At 38.6% G+C, this 16706-nt stretch carries 14 protein-coding genes and 9 tRNA genes; 1 reads left to right on the plus strand and 22 read right to left on the minus strand.

What is annotated here, in order from left to right; all coding sequences use genetic code 11:
• Positions 1-120: 120 nt before the first annotated feature.
• On the plus strand, positions 121-555 hold the full coding sequence (locus B5D25_RS00480) for a hypothetical protein (RefSeq protein WP_078785788.1): 435 nt from the start codon (positions 121-123) through the stop codon (positions 553-555).
• 146 nt (positions 556-701) lie between these two features.
• Here the strand turns inward: B5D25_RS00480 and B5D25_RS00485 are convergent, their stop codons facing one another.
• The 22 genes from B5D25_RS00485 to B5D25_RS00585 all read right to left on the minus strand — a co-directional run bounded on the left by B5D25_RS00485 (position 702) and on the right by B5D25_RS00585 (position 16604).
• Positions 702-1436 (minus strand): YebC/PmpR family DNA-binding transcriptional regulator, encoded by a 735-nt coding sequence (locus B5D25_RS00485; protein ID WP_078785789.1) that lies wholly within the window; start codon positions 1434-1436, stop codon positions 702-704.
• 66 nt (positions 1437-1502) lie between these two features.
• Positions 1503-2303 carry a hemolysin family protein gene (locus B5D25_RS00490; protein ID WP_078785790.1) on the minus strand — a complete coding sequence of 267 codons (801 nt, stop codon included), beginning with the start codon at positions 2301-2303 and terminating at the stop codon, positions 1503-1505.
• On the minus strand, positions 2304-3479 hold the full coding sequence (gene alr / locus B5D25_RS00495) for an alanine racemase (RefSeq protein WP_078785791.1): 1176 nt from the start codon (positions 3477-3479) through the stop codon (positions 2304-2306).
• 10 nt (positions 3480-3489) lie between these two features.
• Positions 3490-5151, minus strand: coding sequence for an NAD(P)H-hydrate dehydratase (locus B5D25_RS00500; RefSeq protein WP_078785792.1), 1662 nt, complete (start codon positions 5149-5151; stop codon positions 3490-3492).
• A gap of 11 nt (positions 5152-5162) precedes the next feature.
• Entirely contained in the window at positions 5163-5555 is a 393-nt protein-coding gene (locus B5D25_RS00505; protein WP_078785793.1) for a hypothetical protein, read from the minus strand.
• Positions 5552-6013 (minus strand): phosphatase PAP2 family protein, encoded by a 462-nt coding sequence (locus B5D25_RS00510; protein WP_159444040.1) that lies wholly within the window; start codon positions 6011-6013, stop codon positions 5552-5554. Before B5D25_RS00510 ends, B5D25_RS00505 begins: the two co-directional genes overlap by 4 nt.
• Positions 6014-6044: 31 nt before the next feature.
• Complete coding sequence (locus tag B5D25_RS13175) at positions 6045-6167, minus strand: hypothetical protein (RefSeq protein ID WP_278286073.1); 123 nt, start codon at positions 6165-6167, stop codon at positions 6045-6047.
• Positions 6168-6218: 51 nt separating this feature from the next.
• Positions 6219-8648: a leucine--tRNA ligase gene (gene leuS, locus B5D25_RS00515; RefSeq protein WP_078785795.1), complete on the minus strand. Its 2430-nt coding sequence runs from the start codon at positions 8646-8648 to the stop codon at positions 6219-6221.
• Between the two features lie 62 nt (positions 8649-8710).
• On the minus strand, positions 8711-9616 hold the full coding sequence (locus B5D25_RS00520) for a Precorrin-6B methylase 2 (RefSeq protein ID WP_078785796.1): 906 nt from the start codon (positions 9614-9616) through the stop codon (positions 8711-8713).
• 53 nt (positions 9617-9669) lie between these two features.
• Entirely contained in the window at positions 9670-11397 is a 1728-nt protein-coding gene (locus B5D25_RS00525) for an AI-2E family transporter (protein ID WP_078785797.1), read from the minus strand.
• Between the two features lie 173 nt (positions 11398-11570).
• Positions 11571-13403, minus strand: a complete 1833-nt coding sequence (locus B5D25_RS00530; RefSeq protein ID WP_078785798.1) for an extracellular solute-binding protein — start codon at positions 13401-13403, stop codon at positions 11571-11573.
• Positions 13403-14230, minus strand: coding sequence for an ABC transporter permease (locus tag B5D25_RS00535; RefSeq protein ID WP_078785799.1), 828 nt, complete (start codon positions 14228-14230; stop codon positions 13403-13405). The genes B5D25_RS00530 and B5D25_RS00535 overlap by 1 nt, the downstream gene beginning before the upstream one ends.
• A gap of 10 nt (positions 14231-14240) precedes the next feature.
• Complete coding sequence (potA, locus tag B5D25_RS00540) at positions 14241-15290, minus strand: spermidine/putrescine ABC transporter ATP-binding protein (RefSeq protein WP_078785800.1); 1050 nt, start codon at positions 15288-15290, stop codon at positions 14241-14243.
• A 283-nt stretch (positions 15291-15573) separates the two neighbouring features.
• Positions 15574-15655 (minus strand) — tRNA-Leu (locus tag B5D25_RS00545).
• 54 nt (positions 15656-15709) lie between these two features.
• Positions 15710-15782 (minus strand) — tRNA-Lys (locus B5D25_RS00550).
• Between the two features lie 51 nt (positions 15783-15833).
• Positions 15834-15905 (minus strand) — tRNA-Gln (locus tag B5D25_RS00555).
• Positions 15906-15941: 36 nt separating this feature from the next.
• Positions 15942-16015 (minus strand) — tRNA-His (locus tag B5D25_RS00560).
• A 39-nt stretch (positions 16016-16054) separates the two neighbouring features.
• A tRNA-Arg gene (locus tag B5D25_RS00565) sits at positions 16055-16128 on the minus strand.
• Between the two features lie 45 nt (positions 16129-16173).
• A tRNA-Gly gene (locus tag B5D25_RS00570) sits at positions 16174-16244 on the minus strand.
• Between the two features lie 30 nt (positions 16245-16274).
• Positions 16275-16349 (minus strand) — tRNA-Pro (locus B5D25_RS00575).
• 82 nt (positions 16350-16431) lie between these two features.
• Positions 16432-16505 (minus strand) — tRNA-Met (locus B5D25_RS00580).
• A 26-nt stretch (positions 16506-16531) separates the two neighbouring features.
• A tRNA-Val gene (locus tag B5D25_RS00585) sits at positions 16532-16604 on the minus strand.
• Positions 16605-16706 lie beyond the last annotated feature (102 nt).

A 16706-nucleotide genomic window follows, 5' to 3' on the forward strand; every position in this document is an offset into this window, starting at 1 on the left:
TAACACATCTGCTGAATCTTATCAAGAAAAGTTACTTGAATTTTGGGGTAATGCGTATTAAAATCTTAGTTAGACTTATGGCTTTTCTGAGTCAAAAAACGAAAAAGGAGAAAATGTATTATGGCAAAACACGGATTACTAGGGGGACTCGTAAAATTCACTGTCGCTGCTGCTGCAGTTTCAGGTATTTGTTACCTTTTCAGAGATGACATCAAGACTTCAAAGACATATCAGAAATACGAAGTAGATGAAAAGATCTCAAAGGCAAAAAATGTTGTCAAAGATAAAACCGCTACTATCAAAGATAAAGCTAAAGATACAACCGCTACTATCAAGGAAAAGGCTGCTGCCATCAAGGAAAAAGCTCCATGGAGCAAGGCTACTGATGAAGATATAGCAGATGATGAAATCATCCTTGACGGAGAAACAGCTGACAGAGATTATGTATCTCTCGATTCCGAAAAGGTTGCTGAAGCAGCTGAAGAAGTTAAAGAAGCTGCAGCTGATGCTGCCGCAGAGATTAAAGACGCTGCTGAAACAGTATTTAATAACTAATACAAAAGACCTTGAAACCGGCCAATTTGCTGATTTCGAGGTCTTTTTATTTGTCTTCACAACTTTTTATAACTACTCTTTATAGCTATAATTGTGTATATTTTATACGACTCTATATGATATCCATATACGATATGTAAAATCTATTATTCCTGCTCTTCCCAGTTTGTATAAACAGCTTCTACATCATCATCTTCATCAAGAAGATCAAGGATTCTCTGAATCTTCTTTACATCATCCTCATTTGTTACAGAAACATAATTCTGTGGGATCATAGTAACTTCTGCAGATACCATTGCTACTCCTGCTGCTTCAAGAGCTTCTCTTACAGCACTGAAATCATCAGGTGTTGTAATAACTTCAAAGCTGTCTTCTTCTTCAGCGAAGTCTTCTGCACCTGCATCAAGAGCTGCCATCATAAGTTCATCTGCAGACATGCTGCACTCTTCCTTATCAATGATGATCTGACCCTTCTGATCGAACATATAAGATACGCATCCTGTTGTTCCAACGCTTCCGCCACCCTTTGTGAAAGCACTTCTAACGTTAGAAGCTGTTCTGTTCTTATTATCTGTAAGAGCATTAACGATGATTGCTGTTCCTGCAGGGCCGTATCCTTCATATGTCATGTATGTATAGTTAGCTGCATTTGCATCACCTGTTGCTCTCTTGATACCTCTTTCGATAGTATCATTTGGCATATTTGCAGCCTTTGCTTTAGCGATAACATCGCGGAGTTTTCTGTTGTTATTTGGATCAGGGCCGCCTTCTTTAACAGCAACTACGATCTCTCTTCCGATGACTGTGAATACCTTACCTTTAGCAGCATCATTTTTCTCTTTCTTGTGCTTAATGTTGGCAAATTTTGAATGTCCTGACATTTTATATCTCCTTATCCTGTATATTATTTGGATTTATTGTTTTTAATTTATAAAGTGAACTTTTATCTACTCAGAAATCTTTTCATTCTTCTTTTCAATCTTCACTTTCATTATCATATTATCTCTGATCGTTATAGGTATGAAAATATACCCTCCGTAATCGATCTTAATGTTGTCATTTTCCTCAGGAAGACGACCAAGCATATATAATAAAAATCCGTTCAGTGTCTCAACTTCACCATCCGGGAAATCAATATCCGGAAGTATCTCTTCAAGATCGTTTAAGCTGAGAAGTCCGTCAACAACATATCCGTTGTCCGCCGTCTTTCTGACCTGATCTTCTTCTGTATCATGTTCATCGAAAATATTTCCGACTATCTCTTCTATAACATCCTCGAGAGTTACCATACCATCTGTCTGACCATATTCATCAATAACGACAGCCATATGATTCTTCTCTTTCTGCATTCTTTTCAAAAGCTTTGATATCTCATAAGTCGGATGAATGAAAATAACATCTTTAACTATAGTTTCGATGGTATCATCCGGATTCTTAAGATATGCCGCGATAAGATCTTTAAGATGCAGCACCCCTATGATATTATCTATCTCAGCATCATAAACCGGACATCTTGAATAATTGGATAAAAGCACTTTAGGAAGTGCATCATTTATCTTTTCTGATTTATCAAGAGCAAATATCCTGCTCCTGCTTACCATTATGTCCCTGACGCATTTATCATCAAATTCCAGAACATTACTAATCAGAATAGCCTCATCCTCGTGAATCACACCCTGTTCATGTCCTTCTTCGACAATGGATAATATCTCTTCTTCTACTTTATCTTCATCTTTACGTTTAAACATCTAGTGGCTTTTCACCTCACCCAACAGATAATTTATCTCTTTAACTTTTCTGCCATTTTTAAAATATACCCTTGGAACACGTCTTGCGACATTACAAACCAGCTCATAATTAAAACTGTTTGCAGGCTCAGCAACTTCTTCCACAGAGATACTTTTATCTCCGTCTGTTCCAAACAGAATAACCTCATCCCTAAGAGATGCTTCAGGAATATCACTTACATCAACCATAAACTGATCCATGCAGACTCTTCCGAGAATAGGCGCATATTTACCTCTTATGATAACTCTTCCAATTCCTGACTGAGCTCTCGGATAACCATCAGCATAACCTGCAGAAACAGTAGCTACTCTTATAGGTTTGTCGGTCACATAAGTCCAACCGTAGCTTATGCCTCGGCCTTCCTCAAGTGTCTTAATATGAGTAATATGAGCCTTTAAAGTCATAGCAGGTTTTATCTCAACCGACTTGTCCATTTCTTCTGATGGTTCCAGCCCATATATTACTATTCCCAGACGCATCATGTCAAACCCTTTTGAATGAAGCTCCATAGCTCCCGCGCTGTTATCTATATGTTTTACAGAAAACTTAAATCCTTTTTCAGTAAGAGCATTTATAAAATAAATGAATCTGTCTCTCTGACCTATAGCATCCTTTTTATCTACAGTATCAGCTTTGGCAAAATGCGTAAAAATGCCTTCTATATCGAGTCCCTTCATTGTAAGGAGTTTTGATGCTTCTTCCACACCTTCTTCATTACACTGAAAACCAATCCTGCTCATTCCCGAATCAGCTTTGATATGAACCTTTGCTTTCTTGCCGATCTTTAAAGCCGTTTCAGAAAGCAAATTGCATTTTTCAGCATTATAAACAGCCATTGTTATATCATTTTGGATCGCTGTTTCAAAATCATATTCATCTGTATTTCCGAGGATAAGAATGGGTTTAACAATTCCTGCATTTCTAAGCTCTACTCCCTCGTCTATACATGCAACTCCGTAATAATCTGCTATATCATCAAATTCCTTAGCTAATTCCACAGCCCCATGTCCGTATGCATCAGCTTTAATAACAAGGAGCACCTTTCTGTCTTCCGGATTTAATGACTTAATCTTTTCAATGTTATATCTTACAGAATCTAAATCAACATCTGCCTCAATACGATTATAATCTCGCATAATCCCGCCTCTATCTTTTAATCATATCTATAACCCCGTTAAGGTCAGTTACTGTCATACTTGTTCTTCCACACTTTAAAGCTGCTATATCTCCCGCTGCCCCATGGATAAATACACCGGCTCTCGCTGCATCCTGCGGTTTCATTCCCTCTGCAAGAAGCGCTCCGATTATACCGGTCAGACTGTCTCCGCTGCCTCCTTTGGACATTCCGGAATTCCCGTTTGTGTTGATAAAACACCTTGAACTTCCATCAGAAACCACGGTCCTCGCATCTTTTAATACCGAAATAATATTATATTCATTTGAAACATACTTTGCAACTTCAAATCTGTCCTTGAAAATCCTTCCGAGAGCATCTTTAGCATTTTCATCTTCGGTTTTTATAAGTCTTGCCATCTCCAACATATGCGGAGTAATTATCCATTTTTTCTCCTCGAATCTGAGATTTTTTAAAATGCTTCTATCTTCGGAAATGATATTTATGGCATCCGCATCCATTACAACCGGCTTATCATTTTCATATGCTGCCTTAAGTACTGCTTTAAGAAGATATTTGCTCTTCTCACTTGTTCCAAGCCCCGGACCTATAGCAATTGCCGTTGCCCATTTAACGAGTGACTCTATATCTGTTGAAGAAATGATTTCTCCCGATTGTTCCCCGCCCGGTGAAGTGATTTTTCCCGAACATTTTCCTGCAGAATGATTGGTCCCATCAGATGATTCTTCCGAATCAGAATTATATTCATAAACATCAAGCAGAGCTTCGGGCAAAGCCGCTCCTATGATATTTCTGTTGTCTTTATGAGTAAATATCTTAACAAGGCCTGCTCCCGCCTTAAATGCCGCCTGCCCAGCTATAACAGCAGCACCGGCAATAGAATCATTTCCCGCTACTATAAGAAGCCTTCCGAAATTCCCTTTATTGGAATCATCTTTTCTTACAGGCAGGATTTTCTTTATATCATCTATATCCAATCCATAATATTCAGGAGCCGTTTTCTCCACTGCACAGGCAGGAAACCCTATATCCTTAAGGATTATCTTTCCTGAATATTCTCTGCCTTTTCCAAAAAGCATTCCTACCTTTGTAAATCCAAATGTTACTGTCACATCAGCCTTAACAGCTACTCCAAGCAATTCTCCGTTATCAGCTGATACACCTGAAGGAATATCTATCGAAATGACCGCCAGATCATTCTGCCTTTCTTCTTTTGCATCATTTATTATATTAATCGCTTCAGCCTGAACTCCGCCGATTTCTCTGGATAATCCAACGCCGAATATTCCGTCAATCACTATATCATAGCCCACTAAAAGGCTTTTAAGGGAGTAATCGTCCGAAGCCTTATATATCTTCACGCCGCAATTTTCAGCTATCTTTATCTGTTCCAAAAAAGCTTCTGAAGTCTTTTTAATACCGCCGATGTAAAAAATATCCACATTAAATCCTCTCTCTTTAAGGATTCTCGCCGCTGCAACACCATCGCCGCCATTATTGCCGCCTTCAACGACTGTAAGTATCTTCTGCTTTTTGTCTTTAATAAATTCAGCAGCAGCCCCAGCAACCCCAAGCGAGGCCCTTTCCATAAGTACCATCTGTGGCATTCCGACTTCTTCGATGGATATTTTGTCAATCAATGCGCTTTTTGCCCCTGTAGTAAAGTATTTCATATAAACACCCCTTACATAAATCTGTCCATCCCCGGACCTTCTTCAAGCTTTTTAATATAGATCTCAGGATTCTTTTTCATATCAGCCATCATCATAAAGGTATCAAGAGCCAGGGCATCCTTATCCGTATCAGAATAATTCTTACCTACATCCTGCTGCATTTCGACATATCTAATGTTGAGGAAATACAGATCTATCATTCCATAACCTTTTACTTTGTACTTATCCATGAATGTATGATTATCAAGATAAAATACAAATTCTTCCATAAGTTCATGGTCTGAGATCAAAATTTCCCACAATTTTTCTGTATATTCTTTTGATTTTCCCGTATATTTTGAAATATCGGAAAGTCTGTCATATGCCTTTAAAAGCCTGTTGTCTATAATAATATTTCCGCTCATTTAACTTCCTTTTTTTCCATAATTCTTTTCATTATGATATGAACTACAATCGGAACCGTTACGCCGATGACTATTCCTGCAAGAACATCAGTCGGGTAATGTACTCCGTTATATAATCTCGAAAAAGCTATTCCCGCCGACAGTATGATCAGCGGTATTCCTATCTTTTTATTGTGTATAAATACAGCTACAGCCACCGCAAAACTGTTGGATGTATGTCCCGAAGGAAACGAGGAATCAAATGGTTTCCTGGTCAAAACCTCTATAAAATCATATGCTTCATACGGTCTTACTCTATGAACCAATCCCTTTATGATCACATTTGTTATTAAAGCTGTAAATATCAGAGTTACCGCTGCTTCGATGCCTATTCGCCTCGTTTTTTTGTTGATAAGAAGGATCAGAACTACACTTATCAAGAACCATCCGTAATCACATATAAACGAAAAGAACTTCATAAAAGCGTCCATGAATCCGCATCGGAGTCCGCTAAGACTCCGAAGAAACTCCGCTTCCCATTTCATCAAATATCTCCAATCTGACCATAGCCATTATAATCATCCAAATATATTCTGTCCGGCCGCAGTCATTATATTCCCTCAAAAAAATCATATAGCCCCTGCGGATTATTGATATAACCGAGGGGCTATTAAAGTCTGTTATTTACTTAGCAACAATATTGATGATCTTTCCAGGAACATATATTTCCTTGATTATTGTCTTTCCATCAAGTCTGTCACCAAGAGCTTCCTTACCAAGCGCGATAATAGTATCCTTATCAGCATCAGCAGGAACATCTACAGTTACTCTCGTCTTTCCTGAAACCTGTACAGGAAGTGTGATTGTATCAGCCTTAAGGTGAGCCTCGTCAAATTCAGGCCATTCTGTATGGAATACTGAATCTGTACCGCCAAGCACCTCCCAAAGTTCCTCTCCAATATGAGGAGCAAATGGAGCAATAAGCTTAACCATTGTCTTAAGTGTTTCTTTATCTACACCTGTACTCTTTGTAAGATCAACGAATTTGTTATTATATTCCATAAATGCAGAAATAACTGTATTTAAGTTGAAACTCTCAAGTCTCTGTGTAATATCTTTGATAAGTCCATGTCTAAGACGAAGAAGTTCAGGTGTCTCAGCAACATCTTTCTCCGCATTGTCGATTACCATTGAGTAGAATCTCTTGATAAATCTTGAGATACCATCGATTCCGGCGTCATCCCAGATTGAATCAAGTTCAGGTGGACCAACAAAGAGTTCATAAAGTCTAAGTGCATCACAACCGTAATCATTTACGATATCATCAGGAGAAACGATATTACCAAGTGACTTACTCATCTTGGTAGGCTTTCCTGTCTCTCTGTCTCTACCGCAGATCATTCCCTGATTGAAGAGCTTTGTAAATGGCTCATCAAATCCGACAACTCCAATGTCATGAAGGAACTTAGTATAGAATCTTGAATAAAGGAGATGAAGAACTGCATGCTCTACTCCACCGATATACATATCAACCGGAAGATACTTATCAGCCTTTTCCTTTGATACAAGTTCTTTATCATTATTTACATCAACATATCTGAGGAAGTACCATGATGATCCTGCCCACTGAGGCATTGTATTGGTCTCTCTCTTTGCAGGCTTACCACAGCAAGGACATGTTGTATTTACCCAACTGTCAATTGCAGCAAGAGGTGATTCACCTGTTCCTGTTGGTTCATATTTATCAACCTCAGGAAGCATAAGTGGAAGATCCTCTTCAGGTACAGGTACTGCACCACAATCAGGACAATGAATGATAGGAATTGGTTCTCCCCAATATCTCTGACGTGAGAATACCCAGTCACGAAGCTTATAATTTGTTGTAGCCTTACCAAAGCCCTTCTCTTCAATGATATGAGGAGCTTCCTTCTTGAGGACAGCTGATTCCATACCATTCCACTCACCGGAATTGATCATAACTCCGGAAGCCTCTGTATAAGCCTCTGTCATATTTTCAATTTCCTTACCATCTTTACTGATAACCTGGATGATAGGAATATTAAACTTTTTAGCAAACTCAAAGTCTCTGTCATCATGAGCAGGAACGCACATGATAGCGCCTGTTCCGTAATCGGCAAGTACATAATCTGAAAGCCAGATTGGAATACGTGAACCGTTAAGCGGATTTATAGCATAGCTTCCTGTAAATACACCTGTCTTCTCATGATCAGCCATACGGTCGATTGAAGAACGAAGTGATGTCTGATAGATATAATCATCTACAGCAGCCTTTGTTTCAGGTGTAGCAAGTTCTGCAGCAAGCTTATGTTCAGGAGCAAGCACCATAAATGTTGCTCCGTGAAGTGTATCAGGTCTTGTTGTATAAACTGTTATTGATTCATCTTTACCATCTATCTTGAAATTAACTTCAGCACCTGTAGATTTACCAATCCACTCAGCCTGCATCTTCTTAACCTTTTCAGGCCAGTCAAGCTTATCAAGATCTGCAAGAAGTCTGTCTGCGTATGCTGTGATCTTTAACATCCACTGACGAAGATTCTTCTTTGTTACGTCAGCGCCGCAACGCTCACATTTACCTTCTTTAACTTCCTCATTTGCAAGACCTGTCTTACATGAAGGACACCAGTTGATAGGCATTTCCTTCTCATATGCAAGTCCGTTCTTGAACATCTGAACAAATATCCACTGTGTCCACTTGAAATAATCAGGATCTGTAGTATTTACTTCCATGTCCCAATCATAGATAGCAGCGATCTGCTTAATCTGCTTCTTGATGCTTGCAATATTTGCAGCAGTAGAAATAGATGGATGAATACCATTCTTTATAGCATAATTTTCTGCAGGTAGTCCGAATGCATCCCAGCCCATAGGATGAATGACATATTTTCCATGCATGAGCTGATATCTGCTCCATACATCGGATATAACATATCCTCTCCAATGTCCTACATGAAGTCCATTTCCTGACGGATATGGGAACATATCAAGACAATAATATTTTGGCTTAACACCATCATTAACATTTATTGGCTTTTCTTCCCATTTCTTAGTCCACTTGGCTTCGATTAATTTGTGATTATACTGGGTGCCCATTTTAAACTTTCCTCCAACTTACTGATTTGATTTAGACATTCTACAATATTTCATATCAGATTTCAATAGATTTCGCCTGTAATAAGCCATGGCGAAGGCTGTGATACGAATACACTGTTTTTGTCTGTCTTACTGATGGTTACCTGAGTAACCTCCATATTCTTTATATTATGTCTCTCGAATATATCCTTTATAGTACTGAGCACGTCAAGCTCAAGTGTGTAGATGACAAACTGCATCTTAGGATTCTTCGTGATGAGTCTTTCTATATCTTTCTCAAGATACTTGGTAGCAACAATAAATGAAAGTCTCGGAACCGGTATTTTCGCCAAAGAATCATCTGAAAGATCAGGAATGATATTTACGTTATGAAGGCCGAACTTAGCGACGTTCTCTTCCATTGTTTTCTGATCCTGCTCATTTGGCTCAACTGCGATAATAGTTCCTTCACTTGCTATTATAGCCGATTCTATAACAATACTTTCACCGCTTACAATCGCGATGGTATCATGAGAATCAACTCCAAGCATGCTCATGATTATAGCTCTTATCTCATTTCCGACATATTTAACTGTTCCTTTACTGAAGAATTCATTCTTCATTCCGATACGATACGATTCTCTTGTATTTTCATTGAGAATAAATACAACCGATGGTACCGTAAGCTTTTTATTTACAAGCTCAACGACTTTTGTATGCTTAATATTGTCATTAGGTATAAGGCCTTCTGCGAACCATACATCATAATCACCTATACCCTTTTCCCATAATTCATAGAACAGGTTCTCATGTGTTGAATCCGCAAATATCATTACTCTCTTATGTGTTTCTATCGTCGGGATGATATTCTTCTCTTTCCCGCATATATTCATAAGTTTGATCTTCTCAGGACTTGTCTCCATAAAATCCGCAAAATAAGCGGTCCACGCAAGCATCTCTTTGTTGTTGTAAGCTGTTCTTGTTGACATAGTAACCCTCCTCCCGGCATCGCGAGACTTAAACAGTATAAAATAATCAGCGATTACTCGTTAGTCTCCGATTTTCCGTTCTCTTTTTTCTGTCCGTTTTTGTGTCCGGATTGGTTTCTTGTTTCGTTAGTTTTATTATTCTTTGGTTTAACGTTCTGAACTCTTTTTACATTCTGCTCAGATACATTATTTGTTTTTAACTGATCATTATTCTTTCTGACATTCGAAGACTTATTCTTATCATTTTTATTTTCACCGGTTCTATTTTCTCCGGTTCTATTTTCACTGTTTTTATTTTCATTATTTCGGTTCTGTTTTTTCTTTAGATACTCATTATACTGACTTGCAGCTCTTTCCTTAACAACTGCCATTTCTTCAATAGCCTTAGCTTTCTCATCATTGATCTTGTCGCCGATATTCATACCGACTTTCTCTCTGATATTTTCTCTTGTGGCCATGATATCTTTAGACTTTCTGTTGCCCATTTTTTTATTCTGTTTTCTGGAACGTCTGTCATTTCCTGAAGAAATGCGTCTCTTGGTCCTTATCGGATTACCTTCTTCATCAAAGCCATGCAGCGTCAGATAATAATCCGTATTATTCGTCAGTCCCTGTTTCTTCAGCTTGCTGTCGATGATCACATTAACAAGTGCATAAATACATGCAAATACAGGTACGCCCAGAAGCATTCCCATGAAGCTGAAGAGGTTTCCTCCTACAAGGATTGCAACCATTACCCAAAGTCCTGAAAGACCTGTTGAATCTCCAAGGATAAGTGGTCCAAGGATATTTCCGTCGATCTGCTGAAGGATGAGGATGAATATAACGAAGACAAGACACTTGATAGGATCCGCAACAAGTATCAGGAGCGCACAAGGAACCGCTCCGATAAACGGTCCGAAGAAAGGAATGATATTGGTTATTCCGACTGTAACACTTACGAGGATTGCATAAGGCATATCAACGCAGAGGCAGAATATAGCACAGATAATACCAATGATCATCGAATCAAGGATCTTTCCGTCAATAAATCCACCGAATACATTATTTACAAATGATAAAGAATCAAGGACAACTGTTCCTTTTTTCTTCTTAAATACACCATATATCATCTTCTTACCGTTAGCAGACAATCTCTCTTTGCTGTAGAGAATATATGCTGCGATGATGATACCTACGAAGAAGTTAAATACAAACTTAACACCACCGATGATACCTGATGAAATCTTCACAACAATGGTATCGATATTCGGAAGAAGTTTATTTACCATGATCTTCACAAGGTTATCCTGGATCTTATCAAGATTATTACTTACAGTCTCGTAGATATTTGGATATTTCTTAAGGAATGAAAGATTCTTTAACCATGTTTTTGCTTTATCGATGTATGTAGGAATTTCATTTGAGAGCATTGTTATACTCTTCTGAAGTTCCGGAATAAGCACGATAAGAAGTCCAAATATGATAGAGAGAAGGAAAATAAGTGAAAATGCAACAGCAAGAGTATTCGCAATCTTAACTGCAGTCATCTTCTTCTCTTCACCTAATACTTTAATGAAAAACTTTGAAAATACACCTTTAAGAAAATTCATTACAGGCATTAACAGAAATGCTATTACACATCCCATAATGATCGGTGTGAAGGCCCCTATTATAGTGCCAAGAAAATCAAGAACACCGGGCAGTCTTCCGAGTATTACATAAAATGCAACTACCAGGCATAATGATATTGTTAATATCGAACATTTTTTCCAGTCATCTTTATTCCATCTATTACTCAATTTATCGCACCTCAACCAGTTAGTATTCTTATCATTTTGTAAAGATGTAAACTTCTAACCCCCACAAAGAAATAAGTCATGAGCAAAAAAACACACTCATGACTTATGATAGCACAATTACATTGATTTTTAAATGGTATTATCTCGATTATTTAAAAAATTATAAATATTTTTTATTTGCTATAGGCTTTGACTTTTGTCCACAAATCCGCAAATTTGCTCTTAAGTTTGCTGTCCTGATATCTGAACACCTCATTCTTCTCTTTACCGAATCCCGGTGTGTATGATGATATTCCTTCGTATTCAGTCTCAGCAAGTTCATCTGCAACATCCTTTAAAGGAGATGTATACCCGACATAAGTAGAATTGGCAAGCGCATTGTCATATTCATACATAAAGCTGATGAATCTATAAGCAAGATCATCATCACTGCAACTCTTTGTTATGACCATACCGTCGCACCATTCATTGGTTCCCTGATCCGGTTCATAATATCCCATATCAGGATTCTCGGACATGATATATGCCGCATCACCTGAATAAACAACCGCAAGGGCCTTATTTCCGGAAATCATATTATCTATAACATCATCTCCCGCATAAACAACGTCCATCTTATCATTTTGATCTATAAGCCAGTTATAAGCTTCTTCAATCTCAGACATATCAGATGTATTCATCGAATATCCGCAGGCCTTTAAAGCCACCATAAATGCATCTCTTTCCGAATCATACATATAAATGTTGCCTTTATATTTTTCATTTTTCAAAACTTCCCAGCCGCTCTTTAAATCCTCTTCGTCAACAATGGTCTTATCGTAAAGTATGCCGACCGTTCCGACGAAATAAGGTGCGGAATAAACATTTCCGGGATCGTACGCAAGATCCATAATGTCAGGATTAAGCCCATCTGCGCCCTCTATCCTGCCCCAGTCAAGAGGCTTGATTATATCTTCCTTCTTAAGCTTTTCTATCATGTAATCCGAAGGAATTAAGATATCATACTCAGCACCGCTCTTAATCTTGGTATACATACTTTCATTTGAGTCGAAGGTCTCATAGACTATCTTGCAATCATTTTCACGTTCAAACTTTTCCAGGAGATCTGTATCTATATACTCACCGGCATTATATACTTTAAGCGTCTTACTGTTACTTCCGAGTCCGGAGAAGATCATTGTTCCAAGGGCAGCCACGACAAGAACCGCAAATACTTTCTTCATCGTATTCTTCAGCATCGCAGGCATAACATTTATGATTATCAGAAGTATAGCGATAACGAGAATAACTATGGTTGAAAGCGCATTGATAGTCGGATTTGTACGTTTTGTCATATTGTAAACAGTGATGGAAATATTTGATACTCCGTTTCCTGTTACAAAGTATGAAACCACAAAGTCGTCAAATGACATTGTAAATGCCAGGAGCACACCTGCATAAATTCCGTCTTTAAGCATCGGAAGGATGACTTTTGTAAGAGCCTGAAATGGTGTCGCCCCAAGATCCATGGCTGCATTTGCAAGTGCAGGATCAAGATTCCTTACTTTAGGATAAACGCTTGTGATCACATATGGAGTACAAAATGCCACATGCGAAAGAAGCATTGTAAGATATCCCTTCTCCATTCCGATCGAAGAAAAAAGTATCATAAGTCCAATGGCCGTAACAATGTCCGGGTTCATAATCGGAATATTATTTATATTTTTAATTGTCTCCCTTAAAACCTTCCTGCTTTTTGAAAGCCCGATGGCTGTCAGAGTTCCGAGAACAGTTGAAATGATCGTCGCAAATATCGCTATTGTGATTGATACATAAACCGCCTTCATGATGGAACCGTTGTGTATAAGGCTGCCGTACCATCTAAGGGAAAATCCCTGCATCTTAGTAAGTGACTTTGATGAGTTAAATGAAAATATCATCGTCACAACTATCGGAAGGTAGAGGAAAAGAAAACAAATAGCTATATATAATGCAGACAATACCCTGCCTTTCCTTTTTGTCTTCATCATTCTTCCTCCTTCTCTTCTTTGTCAATCTTCTTCATAACAGTCATTCCGACAAGGATTATGAAAGCGAGGATTATTGAAATGGCACTTCCGAAATTCCAGTTACCTACAGAAATAAACTGATTCTCGATAAGATTACCGATCAACATGTACTGTCCGCCGCCAAGGAGCTTTGGAATTACGAATGTTGAAATAGAAAGAAGGAATGTCATCATGATTCCATTTAAAACACCCGGAATGGACATTTTAAATGTCACCTTCCAGAAAGTCTGGATCTTATTTGCACCAAGGTCATGTGATGCCTCTATAAGTGACGGATCAATCTTTCTTATGCTTGTATGGATAGGAATTACCATAAACGGCAGAAGGTCCGTTACAAGTCCGAGTATAACCGCAAAATCCGTATACATTAGATTTAAAGGTTTAAAGCCCATCCATTTAAGAAATGTATTGATGAGGCCGTTATCGGAAAGCATACTGATCCATGCATAAGTTCTAAGAAGCGTATTGATCCACATCGGTATCGTAACAAGCAGAATAAGGAGGTTCTGAACCTTCTCACTCTTTTTACTGATGAAATATGCAAGGGCATAACCGAACACAAAACAAATAACGACTGATATAAGTCCAAGTACCAAGGACCTTTTCAGCACATTCAGATATATAGGTTCACCTATCTTCTTAAAGTTGTCCCAGGTAAAACTGATATTTACAAGATCATTTCCACCTGTTGTAACAGAATAAAGCATAATAAGCAGGATAGGCACTACGATAATGATAAAAGCCCAGACTATATAAGGCCTTACCAGTTTAACAAAATGTCTCACGTTGTCCTCCTTACTGTACCCAGTCCATTCTGTACATTACATGAATATCATCCGGTCCAAACTTAAGTCCGACTTTAAGCCCCTGCTCAAAATAATCCGTAGTATGAATAAGATATTCTCTATGTTCTGTCTCTACGACTATCTCATGATGCACACCCTTAAATACTATAGATTTAACAGTTCCCTTAAGACTGCTTTCTTCCGGCTTGACTATATCTATATCTTCAGGTCTTATAACGACCTCAACATCTTCATTTTCCTTAAATCCTTTATCAACGCATTCGAAATCGATTCCGTCAAAATTAACAAGAAGGTCCTTCTTCATAACAGCTTCGATGATATTTGATTCACCGATGAAGCTGGCAACAAAGCGGTTCTCCGGCTCGTTATAAATATCTTCCGGCGTACCAACCTGCTGAATGATTCCTTCATTCATAACAACAACTGTATCTGACATAGAAAGAGCCTCCTCCTGGTCATGAGTTACGAATATGAAAGTAATTCCAACTTCTTTCTGAATCTTCTTAAGTTCTGTCTGCATGTCCTTACGAAGTCTTGCATCCAGCGCTCCTAATGGCTCATCAAGAAGAAGCACCTTAGGTTCATTTACGAGAGCCCTTGCTATAGCTACTCGCTGCTGCTGTCCACCCGAAAGACTTGTAACATCTCTCTTCTCAAAGCCTGAAAGACCTACAAGGTCAAGCATTTTTGTAACTTTATGCTCTATTATCTTTTTATCCGTTTTCTTGATATTAAGACCAAATGCAATATTGTCATATACATTCAAAAACGGAAAAAGTGCATATTTCTGAAATACTGTATTTACTTCTCTTTTGTATGAAGGGATCTGTGATATATCTATACCATCAAATAGAATCTCTCCGCCGCTTGGATCATCAAATCCTGCAATGATTCGAAGAGTTGTTGTCTTTCCACATCCGGAAGGTCCGAGAAGTGTCAGAAATTCATTTCTGTGAATTATCAGGTCTATACCCTTTAAAACCTGCTGATCTCCAAAGTTTTTGGTAAGTCCTTTAAGTTCAATTAATGCATCATCCATTTTATAGCCCTTTCCCTTAAATCAAAATAGAATCGATGAATGGATAGTAATAAATTGTACTACCTATGTCAACACTATTTTACAAAAGGCTCTGAAGCCTTATAGAATATAGATTTGTCATACCCCATTTTATACCCCATAACCATAATATTAAGGCATATTTTGTCAGATTATGACAGACTATGACAGATAGAATGAAGGATAAGAAAATAACGTGTTTTCTAAGCTTTAGGCAACAAAAAAGGCTTGTCACAGATTATGACAAACCTTGATAAAATATAAGTGCGGATAACAGGAGTTGAACCTGCACGGGATTCCCCACTAGAACCTAAATCTAGCGCGTCTGCCAATTCCGCCATATCCGCTTATAAAAATAATATAAGCGAAAACCTCATGATTTCCGCTTCTATATATATTAATGAGCCACGCGGGACTCGAACCCGCGACAACTTGATTAAAAGTCAAGTGCTCTACCACCTGAGCTAGTAGCCCATATAAAAACGCACCGTTATTAAATGGTACGATGTTATTAAATTAAAAAAACTGGACTAGTTGGATTCGAACCAACGAATGCAGGAGTCAAAGTCCTGTGCCTTACCGCTTGGCTATAGCCCAATATGGAAGGCTATCAGTAGGACCTTCATAAAACAGGGTGGGTAGAGGGACTTGAACCCTCGGCCTCCAGAGCCACAATCTGGCGCGCTAGCCAACTGCGCCATACCCACCATAATATGAAAGATCAATAAATCTGTTCATATAAAAAATGTGCCCGAAGGGATTCGAACCCCCGACCCACGGCTTAGAAGGCCGTTGCTCTATCCAACTGAGCTACGGACACATTTGTGTCTCACAAAAATGCTTATATGCATTTTCGCAAGTAAAAAGCGGGTGATGGGAATCGAACCCACGTATCCAGCTTGGAAGGCTGGTGTTCTACCATTGAACTACACCCGCATATTATATATATATGCTTTTGTATTAGCGTCGGGGTGACAGGATTCGAACCTGCGACCTCCTGATCCCAAATCAGGCGCTCTAGCCAAGCTGAGCCACACCCCGAAATCGGAAAATCACTCGACACAACGAATATTATACATAATCGTGTTTTGTTTGTCAACTGATTTTTTTATTTTTTTTAAAGTAGCGGGAGGGGGATTTGAACCCTCGACACTGCGGGTATGAACCGCATGCTCTAGCCAACTGAGCTATCCCGCCATGAACCATAACCAAGTGGTTATGAGTGGGACCTACAGGGCTCGAACCTGTGACCCTCTGCTTGTAAGGCAGATGCTCTCCCAGCTGAGCTAAGATCCCGTGTTTTTCAGCACTTTTCCAATTATATAGATGAAGTACTGAAATGTCAAGCATAAAAATCAATTTTTTTTATTTTTTTGAAAAAGTGCTTTAAGCCGCGTA

The organism is Eubacterium ruminantium (assembly GCF_900167085.1).
GTDB lineage: Bacteria > Bacillota > Clostridia > Lachnospirales > Lachnospiraceae > Eubacterium_Q > Eubacterium_Q ruminantium.

What these genes read in the sequence shown, in the direction of transcription:
- B5D25_RS00510 (WP_159444040.1), bottom strand. Translation starts at nt 6,013, where the DNA reads ATGAAGTTCTTTTCGTTTATATGTGATTACGGATGGTTCTTGATAAGT.
- B5D25_RS00505 (WP_078785793.1), bottom strand. Translation starts at nt 5,555, where the DNA reads ATGAGCGGAAATATTATTATAGACAACAGGCTTTTAAAGGCATATGAC.
- B5D25_RS00530 (WP_078785798.1), bottom strand. Translation starts at nt 13,403, where the DNA reads ATGAAGACAAAAAGGAAAGGCAGGGTATTGTCTGCATTATATATAGCT.
- B5D25_RS00490 (WP_078785790.1), bottom strand. Translation starts at nt 2,303, where the DNA reads ATGTTTAAACGTAAAGATGAAGATAAAGTAGAAGAAGAGATATTATCC.
- B5D25_RS00500 (WP_078785792.1), bottom strand. Translation starts at nt 5,151, where the DNA reads ATGAAATACTTTACTACAGGGGCAAAAAGCGCATTGATTGACAAAATA.
- alr (WP_078785791.1), bottom strand. Translation starts at nt 3,479, where the DNA reads ATGCGAGATTATAATCGTATTGAGGCAGATGTTGATTTAGATTCTGTA.
- potA (WP_078785800.1), bottom strand. Translation starts at nt 15,290, where the DNA reads ATGGATGATGCATTAATTGAACTTAAAGGACTTACCAAAAACTTTGGA.
- B5D25_RS00480 (WP_078785788.1), top strand. Translation starts at nt 121, where the DNA reads ATGGCAAAACACGGATTACTAGGGGGACTCGTAAAATTCACTGTCGCT.
- B5D25_RS00485 (WP_078785789.1), bottom strand. Translation starts at nt 1,436, where the DNA reads ATGTCAGGACATTCAAAATTTGCCAACATTAAGCACAAGAAAGAGAAA.
- B5D25_RS13175 (WP_278286073.1), bottom strand. Translation starts at nt 6,167, where the DNA reads ATGATTTTTTTGAGGGAATATAATGACTGCGGCCGGACAGAATATATT.
- B5D25_RS00520 (WP_078785796.1), bottom strand. Translation starts at nt 9,616, where the DNA reads ATGTCAACAAGAACAGCTTACAACAACAAAGAGATGCTTGCGTGGACC.
- leuS (WP_078785795.1), bottom strand. Translation starts at nt 8,648, where the DNA reads ATGGGCACCCAGTATAATCACAAATTAATCGAAGCCAAGTGGACTAAG.